General features: G+C 64.2%; 17 protein-coding genes. 6 read left to right on the top strand and 11 right to left on the bottom strand.

From position 1 onward, the window contains the following. Position 1: 1 nt before the first annotated feature. Complete coding sequence (locus tag CFB17_RS10680; RefSeq protein WP_088561517.1) at positions 2-856, top strand: MOSC domain-containing protein; 855 nt, start codon at positions 2-4, stop codon at positions 854-856. On the opposite strand, the gene CFB17_RS10685 is transcribed toward CFB17_RS10680, so the two are convergent. Both CFB17_RS10685 and CFB17_RS10690 read right to left on the bottom strand, forming a co-directional pair. Next, positions 840-2,231: an ABC1 kinase family protein gene (locus CFB17_RS10685; protein ID WP_088561518.1), complete on the bottom strand. Its 1,392-nt coding sequence runs from the start codon at positions 2,229-2,231 to the stop codon at positions 840-842. The genes CFB17_RS10680 and CFB17_RS10685 overlap by 17 nt on opposite strands. Then, positions 2,228-4,078, bottom strand: coding sequence for a M3 family oligoendopeptidase (locus CFB17_RS10690; protein ID WP_088561519.1), 1,851 nt, complete (start codon positions 4,076-4,078; stop codon positions 2,228-2,230). Before CFB17_RS10690 ends, CFB17_RS10685 begins: the two co-directional genes overlap by 4 nt. A gap of 152 nt (positions 4,079-4,230) precedes the next feature. Between CFB17_RS10690 and CFB17_RS10695 the strand changes: the two genes are divergently transcribed. After that, complete coding sequence (locus CFB17_RS10695; RefSeq protein WP_165769553.1) at positions 4,231-5,994, top strand: AMP-dependent synthetase/ligase; 1,764 nt, start codon at positions 4,231-4,233, stop codon at positions 5,992-5,994. A gap of 308 nt (positions 5,995-6,302) precedes the next feature. Here the strand turns inward: CFB17_RS10695 and CFB17_RS10700 are convergent, their stop codons facing one another. The 4 genes from CFB17_RS10700 to mnmG are packed head-to-tail and all read right to left on the bottom strand — an operon-like array spanning position 6,303 to position 10,561. Continuing rightward, positions 6,303-7,190: a ParB/RepB/Spo0J family partition protein gene (locus tag CFB17_RS10700; protein ID WP_088561521.1), complete on the bottom strand. Its 888-nt coding sequence runs from the start codon at positions 7,188-7,190 to the stop codon at positions 6,303-6,305. Beyond that, positions 7,190-8,002: a ParA family protein gene (locus tag CFB17_RS10705; protein WP_088561579.1), complete on the bottom strand. Its 813-nt coding sequence runs from the start codon at positions 8,000-8,002 to the stop codon at positions 7,190-7,192. The genes CFB17_RS10700 and CFB17_RS10705 overlap by 1 nt, the downstream gene beginning before the upstream one ends. Before the next feature lie 49 nt (positions 8,003-8,051). Then, positions 8,052-8,678, bottom strand: coding sequence for a 16S rRNA (guanine(527)-N(7))-methyltransferase RsmG (gene rsmG, locus CFB17_RS10710; protein WP_088561522.1), 627 nt, complete (start codon positions 8,676-8,678; stop codon positions 8,052-8,054). Positions 8,679-8,701: 23 nt separating this feature from the next. After that, positions 8,702-10,561 carry a tRNA uridine-5-carboxymethylaminomethyl(34) synthesis enzyme MnmG gene (mnmG, locus tag CFB17_RS10715; protein ID WP_088561523.1) on the bottom strand — a complete coding sequence of 620 codons (1,860 nt, stop codon included), beginning with the start codon at positions 10,559-10,561 and terminating at the stop codon, positions 8,702-8,704. A 185-nt stretch (positions 10,562-10,746) separates the two neighbouring features. Between mnmG and CFB17_RS10720 the strand changes: the two genes are divergently transcribed. Next, the gene (locus CFB17_RS10720; protein WP_165769554.1) at positions 10,747-13,329 is read left to right on the top strand and encodes a cation:proton antiporter; all 2,583 of its coding nucleotides are present in this window, start codon (positions 10,747-10,749) and stop codon (positions 13,327-13,329) included. Positions 13,330-13,371: 42 nt separating this feature from the next. Here CFB17_RS10720 and mnmE read toward each other — a convergent pair whose 3' ends face one another. Beyond that, the gene (gene mnmE / locus CFB17_RS10725; RefSeq protein WP_088561580.1) at positions 13,372-14,688 is read right to left on the bottom strand and encodes a tRNA uridine-5-carboxymethylaminomethyl(34) synthesis GTPase MnmE; all 1,317 of its coding nucleotides are present in this window, start codon (positions 14,686-14,688) and stop codon (positions 13,372-13,374) included. Then, the gene (locus CFB17_RS10730; protein WP_088561525.1) at positions 14,685-14,963 is read right to left on the bottom strand and encodes a DUF6489 family protein; all 279 of its coding nucleotides are present in this window, start codon (positions 14,961-14,963) and stop codon (positions 14,685-14,687) included. The genes mnmE and CFB17_RS10730 overlap by 4 nt, the downstream gene beginning before the upstream one ends. Positions 14,964-15,038: 75 nt before the next feature. Here CFB17_RS10730 and CFB17_RS10735 point away from each other — a divergent pair, with 75 nt between their 5' ends. The 3 genes from CFB17_RS10735 to CFB17_RS10745 are packed head-to-tail and all read left to right on the top strand — an operon-like array spanning position 15,039 to position 18,374. After that, complete coding sequence (locus CFB17_RS10735) at positions 15,039-17,063, top strand: thioredoxin domain-containing protein (RefSeq protein ID WP_207762017.1); 2,025 nt, start codon at positions 15,039-15,041, stop codon at positions 17,061-17,063. Between the two features lie 3 nt (positions 17,064-17,066). Next, positions 17,067-18,044 (top strand): quinone oxidoreductase family protein, encoded by a 978-nt coding sequence (locus CFB17_RS10740; protein WP_088561527.1) that lies wholly within the window; start codon positions 17,067-17,069, stop codon positions 18,042-18,044. Positions 18,045-18,077: 33 nt separating this feature from the next. Next, positions 18,078-18,374, top strand: a complete 297-nt coding sequence (locus CFB17_RS10745) for a YciI family protein (protein ID WP_088561528.1) — start codon at positions 18,078-18,080, stop codon at positions 18,372-18,374. 59 nt (positions 18,375-18,433) lie between these two features. On the opposite strand, the gene mgtE is transcribed toward CFB17_RS10745, so the two are convergent. From mgtE to hemJ, 3 genes are all read right to left on the bottom strand, one after another. Next, positions 18,434-19,810 (bottom strand): magnesium transporter, encoded by a 1,377-nt coding sequence (mgtE, locus tag CFB17_RS10750; protein WP_088561529.1) that lies wholly within the window; start codon positions 19,808-19,810, stop codon positions 18,434-18,436. A 467-nt stretch (positions 19,811-20,277) separates the two neighbouring features. Then, positions 20,278-21,528 carry a transcription termination factor Rho gene (gene rho, locus CFB17_RS10755; RefSeq protein WP_088561581.1) on the bottom strand — a complete coding sequence of 417 codons (1,251 nt, stop codon included), beginning with the start codon at positions 21,526-21,528 and terminating at the stop codon, positions 20,278-20,280. Between the two features lie 680 nt (positions 21,529-22,208). Beyond that, complete coding sequence (gene hemJ / locus CFB17_RS10760; RefSeq protein ID WP_088561530.1) at positions 22,209-22,628, bottom strand: protoporphyrinogen oxidase HemJ; 420 nt, start codon at positions 22,626-22,628, stop codon at positions 22,209-22,211. Positions 22,629-22,710: the final 82 nt, after the last annotated feature.

Raw genomic sequence — 22,710 nt, forward strand, 5'->3', positions numbered from 1 at the left:
CTTGCAATCAAGCCGCATCGCCGGCTTGCTGGCGATGCGGCTACGAAGCTTCGCTCTGGCAATGGGAGTCTCGACGGTGACCGGCAGGCTGCTTTCCATCACCCGCTTTGCGGTCAAGGGCCTGACCGGCGAGGCGCTGGAAGAGGCCTTGCTTGAGGCCGGACGAGGCCTGAAGGACGACCGGCGCTATGCGCTGGCTCTCCCGGGCACGGTCTTCGATCCGGCCCATCCCGTCCCCTTGCCCAAGACCCGGTTCGCGGTCTGGGCACGCTTTGCCCGCATGGCGGCCCTCAAGAGCCGGTACGTACCGGCCACCACCATGCTGACGCTCGAGGTGCCAGGCGGCCCGGCCGTAACCGCGAGGCTGGACCGGCCGGAGGACTATGCGCGGATCGAGCGGGCGGTCGAAGAAATCATCGGTGCCGAGATCGACGGGCGCGTCCGGCTGATCGACGGCCGGAGCCATCGCTTTACCGATGTCAGCGTCGTTTCGCCCGAAATGATGGAGGCGGTCTCGCTGATCAACCTCTCGTCGCTCGAAGCCTTCGCCGCTCACCTGGGCCGGCCCATTGATCCCCGGCGCTTTCGCGGCAACCTACTGATCGACGGCATCCCGCCCTTCGCCGAGCTGGATTGGGTCGGTCGCACGATCGAGATCGGCGGGGTGCGCTTCAAGGGAGCTCTGCGAACGCAACGCTGTGCGGCGACAGAGGTCGATCCGGACCGGGCGGTGCGCGACATCCGCCTGCCCTTGGAACTGCGGCGCGCCTACAGGCACGCGGACATGGGGATCTATCTCTATGTCGAGACAGAAGGCGTCATCCAGCCTGGCGATCCGGTCAGGATGGCGGCCTGACCTGTTCTGGCCCCTCGAGGCCGGCCGCCTCCAGGCTTGCCGCCTGACGCCTTGCCAGCGCGTCGACGTCGAAATCCTCGATCAGCCCCATGAAAAGCCGGTGCCAATTGATCTCGGCCTTGAGATGCAAGAACACCGAGCCCAGGCCGACAGCTGCCCTGTCCATGAAGACGAACTCGCGCGGGGGGCGCACACCGCCTGCTTCCCGCAGCTTAGCGCGCACGTCCTGGACTATGTTGCGACCGTCATTGCCGGGCGCGGCCTTTTCCTGAATCAGACGGGTGCGATCCTCCAAAAGCGGTGCATAGATGAAAGACGCCCAAAGATTGAGCGATTCGACCAGATCGTTGGTGAGATTTTTAAAGCCCCATTGCTCATAGGCGCTGACCGCCAAGGCGCGATCGCCGGATTCGAGGGCACGGTAGAGATCGATGACGCCTTTGACGAAGGCCGGCGGGAAAATGCGCACACAGCCAAAATCGAGCAGATTGATCCCCAGATCAGGGCGGACGGCGTAGTTGCCCAGATGCGGGTCGCCGTGGATGAGGCCATAACGATAGAACGGCGTGTACCAGGCCTTGAACATGTTCATGGCCAACCTGTTGCGCGCCTCGATCGGCCGGTCCTTGAAGGTCAAGAGCGGCTGGCCCTCCAACCAGGACATGGTCAGGAGTTTGCGCGTCGAGAGCTCGCCCACGATCGCCGGCACATGAATCTCGGGCTCGCCGGCCAGCATGTCGGCATAGAGCCTGGCATGTCTGGCCTCGCGGTCATAATCCACTTCCTCGCGCAGGCGGTCCGCCAGTTCGTCGTAAATGTCGGTGGTGTCGATGGACCGTTCATAGCGGCCGAAGATGCCGAGGATGACGCGAAGCTGGCCGAGATCGGCATCCACGGCGGCGCCGATATTGGGATATTGCAGCTTGCAGGCGACCAGACGGCCGTCGCTCAAGGTCGCCTTGTGGACTTGGCCCAGCGAGGCTGCCGCGGCGGCGGTCAGGGGGAACTCCTTGAAGTGCCTTTGCCAGTCCGGGCCAAGCTCGCTCATCATCCGGCGCCGGACGAAGGGTGGCCCCATCGGCGGCGCGTTGCTCTGCAGCTGTGCCAGTTCCGCCTGAAACTCCTTGGGAACCGCCTCGGGGATCGTGGCCAGGATCTGGGCCACCTTCATGAGTGGGCCCTTCAGCCCGCCCAGGGCCGCACGCATGTCCCCAGCAGCGGCCGCCTTGTCATAGTCCGGTCCGCCGAAGACGCGCCGGCCAGCCAGCCTCGCCCCCACGCCCGCGACCGTACTGCCGACTGCGGCGTAGCGGCGGACACGAGCGCCCAGAGAATTTTCCGGATCCGGGGCGACAGGCCGCCTGGGGCCGCTCATGCGGCTGACCGGGCCAATCCGGCGGCCTCCAGCTCGTCCTCGAGGCGCTGGATAAGCTGCTCGGTGACGGCTAGGCCCTTGGACCAGAAGGCGGGATCGCTGGCATCGAGACCGAAAGGTGCCAGCAATTCCTTGTGCCCCTTGGTGCCGCCCGCCGCCAGTAGGGCCAGATATTTCTCCTGGAAGCCCTCGGGCTTTTCCTGGAACACCGCGTAGAGCGAACTGACGAGACAATCGCCGAAGGCGTAGGCGTAGACGTAGAAGGGCACGTGGATGAAGTGGGGGATGTAGGACCAGAAATGCTGGTAGGGCGCATCGAATTCGAAGATCGGCCCGAGGCTCTCTTTTTGCACCCCCATCCAGATCTCGCCTAGTTCCTCGGGGGTCAGCTCGCCTTCCTTGCGCCGGTCATGGACCTGTCGCTCGAACTCCGAAAAGGCGATCTGGCGGACGACCGTGTTGATCTTGTCCTCGATCTTGGAGGCCAGGAGCACACGGCGCTGTGCCGGATCGGTCTCCTTGGCCAGCATCGCCTCGAAGGTCAGCTGCTCGCCAAAGACGGAGGCGGTCTCGGCCAGGGTGAGCGGGGTCCCGGCCAGGAGATAGCCCTGGCGGCCGGCCAGGACCTGATGCACGCCATGGCCCAGCTCATGCGCCAGCGTCATGATATCGCGCGGCTTGCCCTGGTAGTTCATGAGGACATAGGGGTGCACGGAAGGAACGGTCGAGTGACAAAAAGCGCCGCTGTCCTTGCCCTCGCGGACGTCGGCGTCGATCCAGCCGCGCTCGAAGAAATCGGAGAGGATGCGGGCGATCTCGGGCGAGAAGCGGCGATAGGCATCCAGCACCGTCAGTCGCGCATCGTCCCAGGAGCGACGGCGATCGACGTCCTCGGGCAACGGGGCGTTGCGGTCCCAGGTATGAAGCTTGTCCAGGCCCATCCACTTGGCCTTGAGCGCGTAGTAGCGGTGCGAGAGGCGCGGATAGGCCTCGCGCACGGCGCTGATCAGTGCTGCCACCACCTCGTCCTCAACCTGGTTGGCGAGGTTGCGCGAGGAGATCGGGCGGGCGAAATGACGCCAGCCATCCTCGATCTGCTTGTCTTTGGCCAGAGTGTTGGTGATCCGCGCCATGAGCTTGACGTTGCGGCCAAGAACATGGCCCACGGCCTCGCTGGCCTTGCGCCGGGTCTCGCGATCATGGTTGGAGAGCAGGTCGAAAATCTCCTGCGATGACAATTCCTTGCCCTCGTAGGGGAAGCGCAGTCCCGCCATCGTCTCGTCGAAGAGACGGTTCCAGGCCGCCCGGCCGGTCACATGCTTCTCGTGCAGGACGCGCTCGATCTCGTCGTCCAGCTGATGCGGACGGAAGGCCCGGACCTGGTCGAGCCAGGGCCTGTAGCGGGCAAGGGCGGACGAGCTCGCCAGGGCCGCCGCGTACTCATCGTCCTCGATCTTGTTGAGTTCCAGGGTCACGAAGAGCAGGCCGGTCTCGATGTCGCTCACCTTCTCCTGGCAGGTCGCATAAAAACGGCTGACCGCGGTATCGTCGCGCTGCGCCGCGAAGAGGAGGCCCGCAAAGGACATGACCCGGCCGAGCTTCTCCTCGATCGCCTCGTAGGCTTCGACAAGCTTTGCGAGCTCGTCGCCGTTGGCGGTCGCGATCTTGCCCTTGAAACGGGCGGCAAGCTCGCCGGCGGCTGTGGCGGCTTCGCCGAGCGTGGTTGCTATGGCCGGATCCTCGCGACCGGCATACAGATCGCCCAGATCCCATGAAGGGGCATCCGGCGATGTGTTGCCGCCGGTCGACTCCAATGCGGCCCTTGGCGAGATGCCCTGTCCGACCATGCTATGCTGCCTCGAAACCGTCACTTGAGCTACCTTTCCTGCATCAATCGGCAGGACAAGATATAAGGCGGCACGTCCGTCGTTTGAGGGGCCACCACCTTATTCACCGCGCCGGGCCCGTCAAAAGCCAGAACGAGAACGAGGAAGCCACGTTGTCACCGGTCCCGCAAACGCTTCTTGCCCTCTTCGAACGCAGCCTCAAAGAGCGCGCCGACAGGCCCTTTCTCTACGCCAAGATAGAAGGTCGCTATCGCGCGCAGAGCTGGACCGAGGTGGCGACGGCTGTTGGCGCGCTGGCGGCCAAGCTCGCTGCCCTGGGCGTCATGCCGGGCGATCGCGTGGCGATCATCGCCGAAAACGGCCCCCGCTGGGCCATCGCCGACCTCGCCATCCAAAAGGCCGGCGGCGTCACCGTGCCGAGCTACACGACATATACCAGCGAGGATTACCAATTCGTCCTGGCCAATGCCGGGGTAAAGCTCGTCCTTTGCAGCGGCGGTGCGATCGCAAAGCGCGTCCTACCCGCGATCGCGCTCACGCCGGACATCGTGGCAGTTGTGGGCCTGGATGGACCGCTGCCGGCAATGACGGGCCTGCCGCCGCTCCTGACGTTCGACCAGGCGCTGGAGGAAGGCGCAGGCCTGCCACCGGCAACGGGTGGCGCTGAACGCGGACCCGACGATCTGGCGTGCCTGATCTATACCTCAGGAACGGGGGGCAGGCCCAAAGGCGTCATGCTCAGCCACAAGAACATTCTCTCCAACATTCGAGGGGTGGAAATTCTCTTCAGGCAGCTGGGAATCCGTGACCTCGTCTTTCTCTCCTTCCTTCCACTCTCCCACGCCTATGAGCACACGGCCGGGCTGATGGCGCCAATCGCGATGGGCGCGGAGATCTGGTATGCCGAGGGCGTGGAGACGCTGCAGACCAATCTGCAGGAAGCCCGGCCGCATGTCCTGACCTGCGTTCCCCGGCTCTTCGAAGTGTTCAAGCAGCGGCTCGAGCAAGGGATGGCACGCCGAGGCGGTTTGCAGGCCAAGCTTTTCGCCAAGACGGTGGCACTCGGCACCAAGGCCTATCACGGCCGGCTGGCGCCGCATGAATGGCTGCTCGACAGGGTGCTCGACCTTCTGGTGCGGCGCAAGGTCAAGGCCCGCTTCGGCGGCAGACTTGCGGCCATGGTCTCGGGCGGGGGCGCCCTCAGCCATCCGGTCGGCATCTTCTTCCAGGCCTTGGGCCTGCCGGTCTGCCAGGGCTATGGGCAGACCGAGACGTCGCCCGTCGTCAGTGTCAATCCGCCCTGGGAGCATCGCGTGGAGAGTGCCGGGCCGCCATTGGCCGGGGTCGAAGTTAAGATTGCCGACGACGGCGAGATACTGATCAAGGGTGATCTCGTCATGCAAGGCTATTGGCGGGAGCCGGAAATGACCGCCGCGGCCATCGAGAACGGGTGGCTGAAAACAGGCGATATCGGCCATCTCGATGCCAAGGGCGCTCTCCACATCACCGACCGCAAGAAAGACATTATCGTCCTCTCGGGTGGCGATAACATAGCGCCCCAGCGGCTTGAGGGGATGATGGCGCTGGAGCCCGACATCGCCCAGTCATTGGTCTTCGGCGACGGCAAGCCCTATGTGGGAGCGCTGATCGTGCCCTCGGCCGAGCTATTGCGCGATTATGAGCGTCCCGATGGCCCCAAGCGCGTCGAGCAGCGGATCGAGGCCGCCATGAAGCGGGTCAACGCGCATTTATCCTCCGTGGAGCGCATCCGGCGCTGGCGGCTGGTTACAACGCCGTTCTCGATCGAGAACGGCATGATGACGCCCACGCTCAAGCTGCGGCGCGGAATTATCGCCAAGACATATCAATTGGAAGTTGATTCTTTATTCAGCGGCAATCGCAGCCTGGCCGCCTAACCCAGGTTATCCACAGGCTGTGCGTTAATTTTTGTGGCTGCATTGGCCAAATTGCGCGAACTTCACGAAGCTATGTTAAGATAGGGCCGCCCTTTCGGACGACCCCATCATTTGCTTATGTTTTACGAATTCTTGTTTGCGAATACTGGCGGGCAAGGGGATCTCTATTGGAACAACGGGACGAACCCCAACCTGGGTACGGTTTAATTCACCATTTATCCACAGGTTATGCTCAATATTCTCCTCTGCGCGCCATAACCTCACATAAGCGCGACCCTGTCAATTCAGTTTTCGCCCTCGCGCAAAGCTTATCCACCGGAAAGTAGGCGGCCTAATAAGTCATCAAGCTGCTCGTTATTTGAGTAGCTGAGCACCAGGGTGCCGCCATTCTTCTTCGGTCGGATGGCCGCGACGACACCCAAACGGCTGCGGAGGCGGTTTTCCAGCGCCGTGACGTCCGGATCGGGGTCTGGACGCGATTTCGCCCCACGATTGAGATTTCGCTCGGCAACGCGGACGAGATCCTCGGTCGCGCGCACTGAAAGCTGCTCCTCGATCACCCGGCTGGCCAGGGCCAGGGCCGCGGGATGCCCAAGGAGGGCGCGGGCATGGCCAGCCGTGAGGCGGCCGCCGATCACCAGGTCCTGGATGGCGTCGGGAAGCGCCAGGAGCCGCATCGTGTTGGCGATGTGGGGGCGACTCTTGCCGACGACTCGCCCCAGTTCATCCTGCGTGTAGCCGAATTCCTGCATGAGGCGGCGATAGGCGCGCGCTTCTTCGAGCGCGTTGAGATCGGCCCGCTGGACATTCTCGATCAGGGCGAGCTCGAGCACGTCGCGGTCTGATAAGTCGCGCACGAGGGCAGGGAGATCGTGCACGCCGGCCAGCTGTGCTGCCCGCCAGCGCCGCTCACCAGCGACGATCTCGTAGCCAGCCCCCTCGCGCCGGGCGCGCACGACGATCGGCTGCAAAATGCCCTTCTCGCGAATCGAGACCGCCAGGCTCTCGAGCTCGTCAGGATCGAAATGGCGGCGCGGCTGATAAGGGGAGGGTTGCAGCATCTCGATCGGCAGCCGCTTCAGCCCGAGGGCGGCAGCATCACCTCGAAGCTCGGCCTGGGACGTCTCCGTCTCACCGCCAAGAAGGGCCGACAGGCCCATGCCCAGGCGACGACGGGGTGGCGTGGCACCGGTCATCAGGCCGCCGTCGGCTCGGGTCGGGCGAGGCTGCCGCCGCCATCCCGACGGAGAACCTCCCTGGCCAGCGCCAGATAGGCAACCGAGCCCGGGCATTTGAGATCGTAGATCAGGACGGGCTTGCCGTGACTGGGGGCTTCGGACACGCGGACATTCCTCGGGATCACGGTTTCGTAGACTTGCCGGCCCATGAAGGCCCGCACGTCGGTCTCGACCTGCTCCGACAGATTATTGCGACGGTCGTACATGGTGAGGACGACGCCGTCGATCGAAAGCGTGGGATTATAGTGCTTGCGCACCTGCTCGACGGTGCGCAGCAACTGGCTCAGGCCCTCCAGCGCGAAGAACTCGCACTGGAGCGGCACCAGCACGGCCTCGGCTGCGGCCAGCGCGTTGATCGTCAGGAGCCCCAGCGAGGGCGGACAGTCGATGAGGATATGGTCGAAGGGCTCGTCGAGGCGCCTTAGCGCCTCTTTGAGCTTGTAGGCGCGCGATGCATCGTCGACCAGTTCGACCTCGACGCCGGAGAGGTCGACCGTCGCCGGGATGATGGCAAGGCCTGGCACCGCGGTCGGCTGCAGCGCCTCGGTGACCGTGGCCCGGCCGATCATCAGGTCGTAGCTCGTCAGCCGTCGCGCCTGCTTGGCGATGCCCACACCCGTGCTGGCGTTGCCCTGCGGGTCGAGGTCGACAAGGAGGACGTGCCGCCCGATCGCCGCCAGCGCTGTCGCGAGGTTGATCGAGGTCGTAGTTTTGCCGACGCCGCCTTTCTGATTGGCCAGGGCCAGGATGCGGTTGCCGGTTCGCCCCAGCCGGGTGCCGGAGGGAGAATGATCAGGACGCGTCTGGCTCGCCGCCACGTCAATATACCTCGTAGGGATTGAGCCCGTCGATCATCACGATCCGCCCGTCGCGCGATGAAAGACTGTCGAGAAGGGTTACACGGGCAGTATGCCCTATTTTTGACTTTGCGTCCGCCCCGGTCAATTCACAGCCGGCACTTCGCCCCTCGAGAAAGAGCAGCCGGGTTGTGGGCGTCATGAAAGGTCGCGCCATGACGACCAGACGATCAAGGGGGGCCAGCGCGCGGGCGGTGACGAGATCGGCGGCAAGAGGAGTCATCGATTCGATGCGCCGATCATGCACATGGACGGGCAGATCGAGCCTGGCAGCCGTGTCACGCAGGAAGGCGGCCTTGCGCCGATCGCTCTCCACCAGATGCACCTCGGGGGCCCCCATGATCGCCAGGATAAGGCCGGGCAGGCCGGCACCGGAGCCGAGATCGACCAACCGCTCCAGCACCGCCGGCCGATGCCTCCAAAGCTGGGCGGAGTCGAGGATATGCCGGCGCCAGGCGTCGGCCAGTGTCGAGGCGGCCACAAGGTTGATCGCCTTGTTCCATGTGCCGAGCGCTGAAAGATAGGCATCGAGCTTGCCGAGTCGCACATCGTCCAGCTCGAGCAATGCCGCCACCTCGGCGCGGCCCATCGATGGTGCCGGGCGCGCCACCTTCAGGCTGCCCGGACGGCGTGGCGATAAAGGAGGGTCAAGGCGGCCGGTGTCATGCCCGGAAGGCGTGAGGCTGCCCCCAATGTGGGAGGCCGCGCCTGGATGAGCTTCTCGCGCAGCTCGCCGGAAAGGCCGCCCAATGCCGCATAGTCGAGCGTCACGGGCAGGCGGATGCTCTCCTCCCTCCGGAACGCCGCGACGTCGGCGGCCTGTCGCCCGAGATAGCCTTTGTAACGCTGCTCTATCTCGATCTGCTGTACGGCCTCGGGCGGCGCATCGGCCAGATCCGGCCAGATGGAAGCAAGCCGCGCCATGTCGATGCCCGGCTGGGTCAGAAGGTCGAGCCCCGTCCGCCGCCTGCCATCCAGATTGACGGAGAGGCCCAGCGCCACGGCACGACTGGGTGAGAGATCGCGCTTTGCCAGTCGGTTGGTGAGATCGGCGATGGCCGCCTCCTTGGCGGCAAGTCGCGCTAATCGCCGGCCGCCATCCTGGCCGGGCAGCGCGCCCAGGGCCTCAGCCTTGGGTGTGAGCCGCCGATCGGCATTGTCGGCGCGCAGGGTGAGGCGGTATTCGGCGCGCGAGGTGAACATGCGATAGGGCTCGCTCACGCCCATCGTCACGAGATCATCGATCAGGACGCCGATATAGGCCTCCGAGCGATCGAGGACGAAGGGCGACATGCGGGCAGCGGCGCGAGCGGCGTTGAAGCCGGCGATGACGCCTTGCGCGGCTGCTTCCTCATAGCCGGTCGTGCCGTTGATCTGCCCGGCAAGGAAGAGACCGGGCAGGGCCCGCAGCTCGAGGCTGCGCTCCAGACCCAGGGGATCGATATGATCATATTCGATCGCATAGCCGGGCTTGAGCATCACCGCCCGTTCCAGGCCTGGAATCGTCTTGAGTAGCTCGGCCTGCACGTCAGCCGGCAGCGAGGTGGAGATGCCATTCGGATAGACAGTGTCGTCGTCCAACCCTTCGGGCTCGAGGAAAATCTGATGGCGCTGACGATCGGCGAACCGGACGACCTTGTCCTCGATCGAGGGGCAATAGCGCACGCCCGTCGCCTGGATGTGGCCGCCATACATGGCCGAGCGGCCGAGATTGGCGGCGATCAGTGCATGAGAGGCAGGTGTCGTCGCGGTGATCAGGCATTCGACCTGCGGATTGGTGAGCCCATCGGTGAGGGCGGAGAAGAATGTAGGCTCAAGGTCACCCGCCTGTCGCTCCAGGCCGACAGCATCAATGGTCCGCCCGTCGAGCCGGGGCGGCGTGCCGGTCTTCAGGCGACGAAGGGCCACACCCTTACGCATGAGACTTTCCGCCATCCTGACCGAGGGTGCGTCGCCCATCCGACCGGCGGGCCAGCTCTCATCGCCCAAATGGATGCGGCCGCGCAGAAACGTACCGGTCGTCAGGACCACCGATCCGGCGCTGAAGCGCCGTCCGGTCGCATCGATGATGCCGGCGATCCGACCTTGCTCGACAACGAGATCGGCCGCCTCGCCATCCAGGATCACCAGCGTCTCGATCTCGGCCAGCAAATCCTGGACCGCCTGGCGATAGAGCCGGCGGTCCGCCTGAGCCCGCGGCCCCTGCACGGCCGGGCCCTTTGAGCGATTGAGCAGACGAAACTGGATGCCGGCTTTGTCGATCGCCCGCCCCATTACGCCGCCCAGTGCATCGACCTCGCGCACTAGGTGCCCGCGCCCGAGGCCGCCGATCGCCGGATTGCAGGACATGGTGCCGATGCCGGCGCGCGCATGAGTCAGAAGGAGAGTCCTGGCCCCTAATCTGGCGCTGGCGGATGCGGCCTCTGTGCCCGCATGGCCGCCGCCGACGACGATGACGTCAAATTTCTGCATAAGCCAGGGAGATGCCGATGGCCGGCGGGAGCGTCAAGCGACTTTACCATCTAGCCCGGCTTCGCGGTCGCGGGTTGACGCTGAGCCGCCTATTCCGGAAGGTACTCTCTAGCAAAATAAGGTCGTGCGAAAGTGCGCCTCGTTTCCTCTTTGCTCTGACTCCTGTCTTTTGGGATCGTCTCGACATGACGTCGATCGCCGCGCTCGTGCTCGGTATCGGAGGCCTACTGGCATTGATTGCCGTGCTGCCACTGGCAGCCACGCGCTTGCGCCTGCCTTATTCCGTCCTACTCGCGGTCGTCGGCTCCCTGCTGGGCGCCGCCATCGGTGTCGCCGAAGGCCTGAGCACGCATGGCATTGACGCGCCGCTGATCGCCTTCCTGCAATTGCTGGGCACGATTCCTATCACCGCAGAGATCTTCCTTTGGATCTTCCTGCCGCTGCTCCTTTTCGAAACGGCGCTGAATCTGGACGGCCGTGACCTCCTTGACGATCTGGCGGCGATCCTGGTGCTGGCGGTCGTGGCTGTGGTGCTCTGCACGGTCATTGCCGGCTTTTCGCTCTACTACACGACCACGTTCGGCATCATCACCTGTCTGCTCGTAGCTTCGATCATTGCGACGACCGATCCAGCCGCCGTCATCAGTATCTTCCGGGAAGTCGGGGCACCGCGCCGCCTGGCCTCCCTGGTCGAGGGCGAGAGCCTGCTGAACGACGCCGCCGCCATCGCGCTATTCTCCGCCCTCCTGGCAACCCTGCTGGGCCCTGATGACACGCCCAATGTGTGGGCCATGATCGAGGCCTTCCTGCGCGAGTTCCTGGGCGGTGCCGTCTTGGGCCTGATCTTCGGCCGGATCGCCGCCACGCTGGTCAGCCGCGTCGATCAGGGCGGCCCGGCGGAGGTCACCGCCAGCCTAGCGCTGGCCTATCTCACCTACGCCATCGCCGACTTCAACTTCCACGTCTCGGGCGTGGTCGCCGTTGTCATGGCGGGCCTCGTCTTCGGCACGGTTGGTCGCACACGTATCGGCGCCAAGGAATGGCATACGGTAACGACCATCTGGAGTCAGTTGGGATTTTGGTCCTCGTCCTTGATCTTCATCCTGGGCTCGATGTTGGTGCCGCGCACATTGGCCTCGGCCACTTGGTCCGACATGCTGGCGCTGGGTGTCCTCCTCGTGGCCGCCATCGTTGCGAGACTCATGGCGCTCTTCGGCATCCTGCCGGTTGTCAATCGACTGGCAGGTGCGACGTTCGTCGATAATCGCACCAAGTTGGTGATCGTCTGGGGCGGCCTGCGCGGCGCCGTCACGCTGGCCCTAGCCCTGGCGGTCAGCGAGAACCGTGCGGTGCCGGAGGATATCCGTCATTTCGTTTCCGTGCTGGCCACCGGCTTCGTTCTGTTCACCCTCCTGGTTCAGGCGACGACCCTGCGCGGGCTGATCAGCTGGCTACGACTGGATGAGCTCTCGCCGGTCGAGAAAATGCTCCGGCTGCGGGCCCTCGACCTGGCGCGTGTCGAGGTGAAAGACCGGCTCTCGGCGGCAGCGATCAATAACGGCCTCGATCCCGACGTACTGAAGGGAATTGAACCGGTTCTTATCCCCTCCGCCGACCTGGAAGAGCTCAAGATCGAGCCCGGCGAAGACCTCAGGCGACAGCAGAACATCACGGCCCTGGCGACTGTCACCGGGCGCGAGATGCAGCTCTATATCGAGGAGATGGCGCGGCGCATGGTCTCGCGCGTCAGCGGACGCCAAGCTCTGCGCAACGCCTCGCTGCTCTTCGATCAGGTTAAGGCACGCGGCTTCGCCGGTTATCGCAACGGCGTCAAAAGGATCGACCGCTTCGACCGCGGCACCCGCTTCGCCGCCTTCCTGCAACGCCGCTTCGGCATTCAAGGTCCGCTCGCAAGACGCTTGTCGATCCGCGTCGAGATGTTTCTCATCAAACGGCGGATCATTGAGGAATTACTAGGCTTCACCAACGGCCGCATCAAAGCGCTGTTTGGCGAGCGCACTGCCGAGCTGATCGACAAGGTGCTGGAAGCACGCTTTGAACAGATCGACCGCAATCTCGACGCACTGCGGCTGCAATATCCCCGGCACTGGGATGCGGCGCTCAAGCAATATCTGGGTCGCATCGCGACCAGGCTCGAATATGATCGCTACCAGCGAATGTATGAGGAAGGCCTGCTCTCGCCGCAATTGCTCCACAGCCTGATCAGCAGTTTGCGTGAACGGCGTAGGCGATTGGAGCGCGTGCCAAAACTCGATCTCGGTCTGGATGTCGTGGCCCTGATGCGGGACGTGCCGTTGTTCGCGGGCCTGCCCGATGAGCGTTTGCGCGACTTGCGTCGCTTGCTGCGGCCGCGCTTGGCCTTGCCCGACGAGATCATCATGCGCCAAGGCGAATATGGCGACACCATGGTGTTCGTCGCGTCGGGCGCCCTCGAGGTGGGCGTGGGGGATAGCCCGGTGCGGCTGGGCACGGGCGACTTCGTCGGCGAACTGTCGCTGATCCAGCGGCGGCCGCGTGTCGCCACAGTAAGGGCGTTGGGTTATTGCCAGCTTCTTGAGCTTAACCGGGACGCTTTTCGGACCTTTCTCAAGCGGCACCCCGACCTCATGCGAGAGGTACGCAAGACCGCCGAGGCGCGCTTGAGGGGACGGCAGGACAATGGCGACGGGTCGAGCGCCGAAGGGGAGCTTGCCGCCACGGATCTCGACGACGAGGCCGACAAGGAAAGTGTCGCTCCAGCCGAGTGAGCGACGACCTCTTGTTTCACGTGAAACAATGGATCCTTCGGACTATTTGCCGACGCAAAACGTTGAAAAAATCCGATCCAGCAGATCCTCGACCGTCACGCGGCCATCGATAGCACCCAAAGCGCGCATCGCTACGCGGAGATCCTCGCAGGCGAGCCCGAGATCGCCGCCTTCAAGGCTATCGGCGTGAGCAGCGAGCGCCTGGGCCGCTTCCTCTAGCAGCTGCCGGTGGCGCTCGCGAACCAATAGTCCGGCGTCCTCGGCTGGCAGGAGAGGGCGGATGGCGGCGGCGATTGCCCGCTCCAGCGCCGCTAGACCTTCGCCTGTCCGGCAGGAGACACCGAGCTCCGTCGACGGCATGCGCACTCTGCAAAGATCGATCTTGGAGCGGATGAGCAGATCGGCCTTCGGCAAGTCAACCGGCATCGGCGCGTCAGCCGTCAAGAGGAGGAGGCGGATATCGGCGGCTTCGGCCCGCGCCTTGGCACGTTTGATGCCTTCCAGCTCCACTGGATCATCGCTCTCACGCAAGCCGGCGGTGTCTAAAACGGTTACGGGTATCCCCTCGAGATCGAGCTGGACCTCGATGACGTCGCGGGTTGTACCCGGCATCTCGGAGACGATCGCAACGTCGCGACGGACCAGTGCATTAACCAGGCTCGACTTGCCGGAGTTCGGCGGCCCGATGACAGCGACGACGATGCCCTGCCGCAAGCGCTCGGCGGCCCCAGCACCGCTGGCCAGGCTTCGCATGTCCTGCGCCGCTGCGGATAGCTCGGCGCGCAAGGCGGGTGGGAGCGCGGCATCGACATCGGCCTGCTCGGCGGCGAAATCGATCATGGCCTCGGTGCGCGCCAGGGCCTCTAGCACGCAACCATGCCAAGCTTTTACCTGTCTGCCGAAATGACCATCGAGTTGTCGCGTCGCGAGCCTCGCCTGCAGGGCTGTCTCCGCGCTGATGAGGTCTGCTAGCGCCTCCACTTGGGTCAGGTCGACACGACCATTCAAAAAAGCGCGCCTGGTGAACTCACCGGGGCCAGCCGGTCGCAGGCCGGGCAGGGAACCGAACGTCTGGCTCAAGGCGCGTAGCACACCCTGGCTGCCATGCAGATGCAGCTCCGCTATGCACTCACCCGTGAAGCTACCCGGAGCCGGGAAGAGAATTAGCAGGCCGCGATCGACCGCGTCGCCATCGAGGGTATGGAAGCGACGCAACGCTGCTCGTCGCGGTGGCGGCAACGGCGCATGCGTCAGCCGCGCGGCCACGTCGAAGGCGTCAGGGCCGCTGATACGGAGGACGGCCACGCCTCCCTGCCCAGGTGGCGTGGCGACCGCCCAGATGGTCGAGGCCGGGACTATTTCCGACCGTCCTTGCCGGTGGACTTGGGTGGCTGCATGCCAGCCATGCTGGCGGCCGCCATCTGTGCCCAGAGCGTCGGCAACTGTTCCATGGCCTTGAAGCCCATGGGCATCCACTGGTCCATCATCACCTTCGGGTCGGCGGTCTTGATATATTCCATGAGCCGATCCTGTAGCGACTGCATCAGTGCCGTCTGCATCGGCGTCACGTCCGGAAGGCCCAGGAACTGGCGCGCTTCCTCGGGCGTGCAATCCACCTCGATATTGAATTTCATGAGCGCTTCCCCTGAACACGGCTGATCTTAGGGCCCATTATAGGTAGTCCGAGCCCCATCCGGGAGATGCCCCTTATGTCGAACCGCCTGGCTGACGCCACCAGTCCCTATCTGCTGCAACATGCCGAAAATCCGGTTGCTTGGCAGCCTTGGGGCGCGGAAGCCCTGGCCGAGGCCAAGCACCGCGATGTGCCGATCCTCCTCTCGGTCGGCTATGCCGCCTGTCACTGGTGTCACGTAATGGCGCATGAAAGCTTCGAGGATCCCGCCATCGCCCAACGGATGAATGCGCTGTTCGTCAACATCAAGGTCGATCGCGAGGAACGCCCCGACCTGGATGGGGTCTTCCAGCACGCTTTGGCGATGCTGGGCGAGCAAGGGGGCTGGCCGCTCACCATGTTCCTGACACCCGATGGCGAGCCCTTCTGGGGTGGGACCTATTTCCCGCCCACACCGCGCTATGGACGCCCGAGCCTGCCGCAGGTGCTGGAGCATGTGGCACGGCTGTGGCATGAGCAGCGCGATAAGCTCCTGGGCCAGCGGGACCAGTTGAAGGCGGCACTGATCGACCTGGCGGCGCCGGGCGACGGCGACATCCCGGCGCCGGCACTGGCCATCGAAACGGCCGAGCGGCTCCTCCAAGGCTTTGATGCCCGCCATGGTGGGCTCGGTGGCGCCCCCAAGTTCCCGCAGGCGCCAATCCTCTCCCTCCTTTGGACGGCTGGGCGTGGTGGGGGCCCCCTGCGAGCAACCGTGCTGCACACGTTACGACGAATCAGCCAGGGGGGCATCTACGACCATCTGGGCGGCGGTTTCGCTCGCTATAGTGTCGACTCGCGCTGGCTGGTGCCGCATTTCGAGAAGATGCTCTACGACAATGCCCAGTTGCTGGCTCTGCTGGGCGAGGCCTGGGCGCTGACCGGCGAGCGGCTCTTCTTGGAGCGCGCCGAAGAGACGGTCGGCTGGCTGCAGCGGGAAATGCTGGTCGATGGCGCCTTTGCCGCATCGTTGGATGCGGACAGCGAGGGCGAGGAAGGCAAGTTCTATGTCTGGCGCCAGGAAGAGATCGAAGCACTGCTCGGCGAGCGAGCAGCTGCGTTCGCAGCTCTCTATGGCGTGACGCACGAGGGAAATTTCGAGGGTGCTTCGATACTGCATCGCTTGCAAGCCGAGGGCCTGCCGGATGCGGCAGCTGTGCCAGACCTGCCAGCCTTGCGCCAGAAGCTACTTGTTTCACGTGAAACAAGGCCCCGACCGGCAAGGGACGACAAGATCCTGACCGACTGGAACGCCTTGGCGATCACCGGACTCGTCATTGCCGGTCGCCGATGTGGGCGGGACGACTGGATCAGCCTCGCAGGCCGGGTCTTTGCCTCGATCGCCGGGCAGGCTCCAGATGAGCGGTACCTCGTGCATGTCCGGCGCGGTACGCGGGCGGGCAACATTGCCTTTCTCGATGACTACGCGGCCATGGCGGAGGCGGCGACCCATCTCGCCATGGCGACAGGCGACCTCGATTATGTAGCCAAGGCCGAGGCTTGGCTGGATACGATCGATCGGGATTATTGCGACGAAATGGGACAATTCTATCAGACACTGGCCAGTAGTGATGGACTCCTGCTACGGCCGCGCAGCGCCGCAGATGGTCCCGTCCCGCCAGGTGTGGCCATGGCGGCACGTGCCAGCACCCTGCTCCACAGCCTGACCGGCAAAGAGGGGCATGGCTTACGGGCCGAGGCGATCTTCAAGGCCTTCGCCTCGGAGATCAAGCGCAGCGCCTACGCACATGCGGCGATGCTGGAGGCACTGCTCCGGGCAGCGGACGCCTTTCAGATCATTGTCATCGGCGCGGCGGACAACGCTGCCACGCGCGAACTGCGTGACATTGCCGATCGCCACGCGCCACCCGGTGCCGCCTTTCTTCAGCTGGCACCAGGCGATAATCTGCCCGGCGGCCATCCGGCGGCGGGGAAGGGGTTGGTCGGAGGGGCGCCGGCCGCGTATATTTGTGCAGGAGCGACGTGCAGCCTGCCGATCACGACAGGTGCTGAATTACGCCAGCAACTCGACGGCTGGAAGCGGGAAGAAGCGGAAAGGTAGCAGATGGCCACACGTATCATCGTCAAGCAGACGGGCGGACCCGAGGCTCTGGAGAGCGAGACCTTCGATCCAGGCCAGCCCGGCGAGGGACAGGTTCGCCTGCGCCAGACGGCCATCGGCCTGAACTTCATCGATACCTATTATCGCAGCGGCCTCTATCCAGCCCCAGGCGGCCTGCCCATGTGCCTGGGCGGCGAGGGAGCCGGCGTCATCGAGGCCGTCGGTCCCGGCGTCGAGGATTTGCAGGTGGGCCAGCGCGTGGCCTATGGCACTGTCCTTGGCGCCTACGCCAGCGAGCGGCTGGCTCCTGCCGCCCAAATGGTGCCGATTCCAGATGGCGTGGACGACGCCACGGCCGCCGCCATCATGCTCAAGGGGATGACGGCGCATTATCTCCTGCACACCACCTATCCCCTGAAGTCGGGCGAAACAATTCTCTTCCACGCTGCCGTCGGTGGCGTTGGCCTGATCGCCGTCCAATGGGCCAAGGCCCTGGGCGCCACGGTCATCGGTACGGTCGGCTCGAAGGAAAAGGCCGAACTGGCACTAGCCCATGGAGTTGACCACGTCATCCTCTACAAGGAAGAGGATGTGGCGCGGCGGGTAATCGAGATTACCGGCGGCCAGAAGCTGCCGGTCGTCTATGATGGCGTCGGCAAGGACACCTTCATGGGATCGCTCGACAGTCTCGCCGTCCGCGGTCTGCTTGTCAGCTTCGGCAATGCATCGGGTGCCATCGAGAACTTCAATGTCGGTATCTTGAACCAGAAGGGCTCGCTCTACATCACCCGGCCTGCCTTGAACGCGCATACTCGCACACGCGAGGAACTTCTCTGGCGGGCAGGCGACCTGTTCGAGGCGGTGGCGAACGGCACCCTCAAGATCCAACCTCCACAGACGTTCAAGCTTGCCGACGTGGCGGCGGCGCATCGGGCTCTCGAGAGCCGCGCTACCACCGGCTCCACCGTTCTCATTCCCTGATACGACCAGAGCCAAGCAAGGGCCATCCTCTTCATGCCTTACATGATCGAGACCTTCGACAAGGATAATCACCAGGAAGTTCGCGCCAAGAACCGGCCCGAGCATCTGGAATTCCTCCGCCGGGAGGCGGCCAAGCTCCTGGCCTGCGGTGCCAAGTTGCTGGAAGACGGCGTCACGGCAACCGGCAGCTTTTATATCGTCGACGTGGAGACCCGGGCCGAGGCGGAGACGTTCTTAGCCGCCGACCCCTACAGCAAGGCCGATCTCTTCAAGGAAGTGCGCATCACGAAATGGCGCAAGGCGATCTTGGACCGCAAGACCTATATCTGAGATCTAATGATGCGCAGCTTTGCCCGAGCTTAGAAACCGGGCAAAGCTTCGTCCCGCGACTAGAGCAGCGTGCCCTTCAGGATGAGACTGGCGATAGAGAAATAAATCACCAGTCCGGTGACATCGACGAGCGTTGCCACTAACGGCGCGGATGCGCTGGCCGGATCGAAGCCCAGGCGCTTCAGCGCGAAAGGCAGCATCGAGCCCGCCAGCGAGCCGAACGTGACGATGCCGACCAACCCCGCACCGATCGTCACCGCCACGAGCTGCCAGTGAGGACCGTAGTCGAATATGCCTGTCTGCTGCCAGACAGTGATGCGTACCATGCCGAGCACCGCCAGGACGATGCCCAGGACGATGCCGGTCGGTATCTCGCGAATGACCACGCGCCACCAGTCGCGCAGGCGAAGTTGGCCCAGCGCCAACGCACGAATCAGGAGAGAGGTCGCCTGCGAGCCAGAATTTCCACCTGAGCTCATGATGAGCGGGATGAAAAGAGTCAGGACAACCGCACGCTGCAGCTCGTCGGCAAAATGCTGCATGGCGCTGGCAGTGAGCATCTCGCTGAGAAACAGGACGCACAGCCAGCCGGCCCGTTTCTTGATCATCGTCAAGAAGCTGATCTTGAGATAGGGCTTGGCATCGTCGAAAGCCTCGACGCCGCCGAAGCGATGCACATCCTCGTCGCCCTCCGCCATGATCGCATCGATAACGTCGTCGATCGTGACGATGCCAAGGATCTGCCGGCGATGATCGACCACGGGCAAGGCCAAGAGGTCGTGCTGGCGGATGAGCCGCGCCACTTCCTCCCGGTCCATATGCGGCTCGACCGTCACCGGTGGCTCGCGGCGTGGTTCCAGCTTGACGATCAGATCATCCGGTGCAGCGACGATGAGCTGCCTGAGCGTGACGGCGCGGATAAGATGGCGCGTCTTCGGCTCGACGACGAAAATGGCGTAGATCGTCTCCCGCGTGCGCTCGACGTGGCGGAGATGCGCCAATGTCTCCGCCACCGTGGCCGTGGCCGGCATGACGACGAACTCGGTCGCCATCATGCTGCCGGCCGTATGTGGTGGGAACGCCAGGAGGGCGCCAATCGCACGCGCCACTGCCGGCTCCAGCTCGCGCAGGAACCGCGCGCGTTCCTCCGGCCGCAGCAACAGCAGAAGATCGGCTGCCCGGTCCTCGGCCATGTCGGTTAAAATCGCCAACGCGCGTTGGCGACTGATCGCCAGGATGAGCTCGACCGCTCGCTCCAGCTCGGGCTGGTCGAAGAGCTCGGCCACGCGCTCAATGTCGAGCCTGGAGAGGATGGCCTCCGCCTCCGGCAGGCTCGCTTCGTTGAGGCGAGCGATCAGGTCGGCATTGTGGAGCCGGTCGAGTTGCTCTGGCGCAGGCGCGACCGAAGCCGGCATGACGCTGACATCGTCAATCATGGGACACCTACCTGTTCCGCCGTTCACCGACGCAGCGAGGTATCCCGAGCTTCAGCCGGGACGATCCCTAGACGGCGGCAAACGGCGGCGACAATCGACTAAGACTGTCGCTTTGCATGCGTTGCTGATCCTTTAGAATTGCCAGGCCCAGGCAGATCCGCCGGGGCATTGGCCGAGCGGAGCTATAGGGCCGCCGTCGGTCGCCGCAAAGCCTCTTTTTCGCGACCCTACGTTAAATCGCCATCAGACTCGCGGACGGTCTCATTCACTTGCGCTGGCGGACGCGGGGATACTGCCGGTGGGATCACGCCTTACCGGGAGAGCATAAGTCCCCGGCATGACGAAAAGGGCGAGGAGGAGGCCCATGATGATCATCACCCTGTCCCCCTCCGGCCTCCCGGCCCGGGGGAACACCTCCCCGGTAACAGCCGGCAAAACCTCCGCCGAGCGGAGGAGTCCCGGGCGGTCTAGGAGTTCATCGAGCCCCAGAAATCGTCGTTGGTCTTGGCGAACTTCATCTTGTCGGTGAGGAAGTCCATTGCATCGACCGTACCCATCGGATTGAGGATGCGGCGCAGCACCCACATGCGCGACAGGGTCGCCTTGTCGACCAACAGCTCCTCCTTGCGGGTACCCGACTTATTGACGTCGAGGGCCGGGAAGGTGCGCTTGTCAGCCAGTCGGCGATCGAGGACGATCTCGGAATTACCCGTGCCCTTGAACTCCTCGAAGATGACCTCGTCCATGCGCGATCCGGTGTCGATCAGCGCGGTCGCGATGATGGTGAGCGAGCCGCCATCCTCGATGTTACGGGCCGCACCCAGGACACGCTTGGGACGCTGCAGGGCATTGGCATCGACGCCACCCGTCAGGACCTTGCCCGACGACGGAACGACCGTGTTGTAGGCTCGGGCCAGGCGGGTGATGGAATCGAGAAGGATGACGACGTCCCTGCCGTGCTCGACCAAGCGTTTGGCCTTCTCGATCACCATCTCGGTAACTTGGACGTGGCGCTGGGCCGGCTCGTCGAAGGTCGAGCTGACGACCTCGCCCTTCACCGTCCTTTGCATGTCGGTCACTTCCTCGGGGCGCTCGTCGATGAGGAGCACGATGAGGTAGATATCGGGATGGTTGGCGGCGATCGCGTGGGCGATGTTCTGCATCAAGACTGTCTTGCCGGTCTTGGGCGGCGCGACGATCAAGGCGCGCTGGCCTTTGCCCAGGGGCGAGACGATGTCGATGATCCGGGTGGAGACGTCCTTCGTGCCGATGACCTCGAGCTTCAGCTTCTCGGTCGGGAAATAGGGCGTCAAATTCTCGAAATGGACGCGATGGCGCGCGACGTCGGGATCGTCGAAATTGATCGTGTTGGCCTTGAGAAGCGCGAAGTAGCGTTCGCCCTCCTTGGGTGCCCGCACCTGGCCCTGGACGATGTCGCCGGTGCGCAGCGCGAACCGGCGGATCTGTGAGGGCGAGACATAGATGTCGTCGGGGCCGGCCACGTAGTTGACATCCGGGGTCCGCAGGAAACCGAACCCGTCGGAGAGGATCTCGAGGACACCCTCGCCATTGATTGGCACGTCCGCCTCGGCAAGACGCTTGAGGATGGCGAAGACGAGATCGCCCTTCTTGAGCGTGCTGGCGTTCTCGACACCCAATTCCTCAGCATAGGCCAGGAGTTGGGCTGGCGAGCGCTTCTTGAGTTCGACCAGGTTGATGGCCGGGATCTCGATGCCGGGCGGCAGCGGGTTGCGCTGCGGCTCCTCCTGGCGCCTGGACTCGAAGCGACCTTCACCCCGGTTGCCGTCGAAATTTCCGCGATCGCCGCGGTCGCCGCGGTCGCCACGCTGACGGTCGCGGCGATTGCCCTCGAAGCGATTGTCGAAGCGCTGACGGCGGCCCTCGTTACGGTTGCGGTCACCCCGATTGCCGTACTGACCGGACTCGAGGCGATCGCCCTCCTCGTCCTCGCTACCGGCGTTTACGTTGGGACCGGCCGCAAGGTCGGCTAATGGCTCAAGGCTCTCGGGGGTCGGCGCCTGTTCCTCGGCGGCGACGAAAGCCTCCAGGGAAGGGCCCGAGTCGGATGGCGAACCCAGGAAGGCCGGCATGCCCTCGCCAAAGCCCTGCTCTGTGACCTCGGGAGCCGGCTGGCGCGCGGGACGGCGACGGCTGCGACGCGGCGGCTCATCGAGGGGCGTGCCCTCGGCGGCGGGCGCACCCGTGCCAGCGTCGCCGGCAGGCTCGCTCTCAGGGCGTGCCGCGCGGGCACGGGGACGACGCCGACGCGGCGCTTGCTCGTCCTTGAGCTCGCCAAACGGCAGGTTGGCTTCCTGGGTGTCTGAATCTGACAAGACGGCTTATCCGTTCGCGAAGGTCGCGCCCTTTTGGCGCGCGATCAGAAGGGTTTCACCACCGCCAGGATGACGATGGCGATGAAGAGGACGGTCGGAACCTCGTTCAGGATCCGATAGAAACGTGGACCATGCTTGCGCTTATCCGCGGCGAAAGCGGCAACATTAGCGGCCAGCATACCGTGAGTTGCCGCCAAGAGGAGTACGAGCGTGAGCTTGACGTGGAGCCAGGGCTCGCTCCAGGCACCTTCCGAGGTCGCCAGCACGATGCCCAGAATGATCGTCGCCAGCATGGCCGGGGTCGTGATCACCTTGAGCAGACGGCGCTCCATCACCTTGAACTGCTCCGACATCGCCGTGCCTATGGCCGTCTCGCTATGATAGACCATCAGTCGCGGCAGATACCACATGCCCGACATCCAGGCCGCGAACGCAATGATGTGAAATGCGATGAGCCAGAGCATCTGGGCTAGTCGTTCAACAATCTTTGGGGGCTTCGGGCAAGCATGAGGGCGTATCGGGGGGGGCGAAACAGCGTTCGAGGCT

It is taken from the genome of Arboricoccus pini, assembly GCF_900187945.1.
In the GTDB taxonomy this organism is placed as follows: Bacteria; Pseudomonadota; Alphaproteobacteria; order Geminicoccales; family Geminicoccaceae; genus Arboricoccus; species Arboricoccus pini.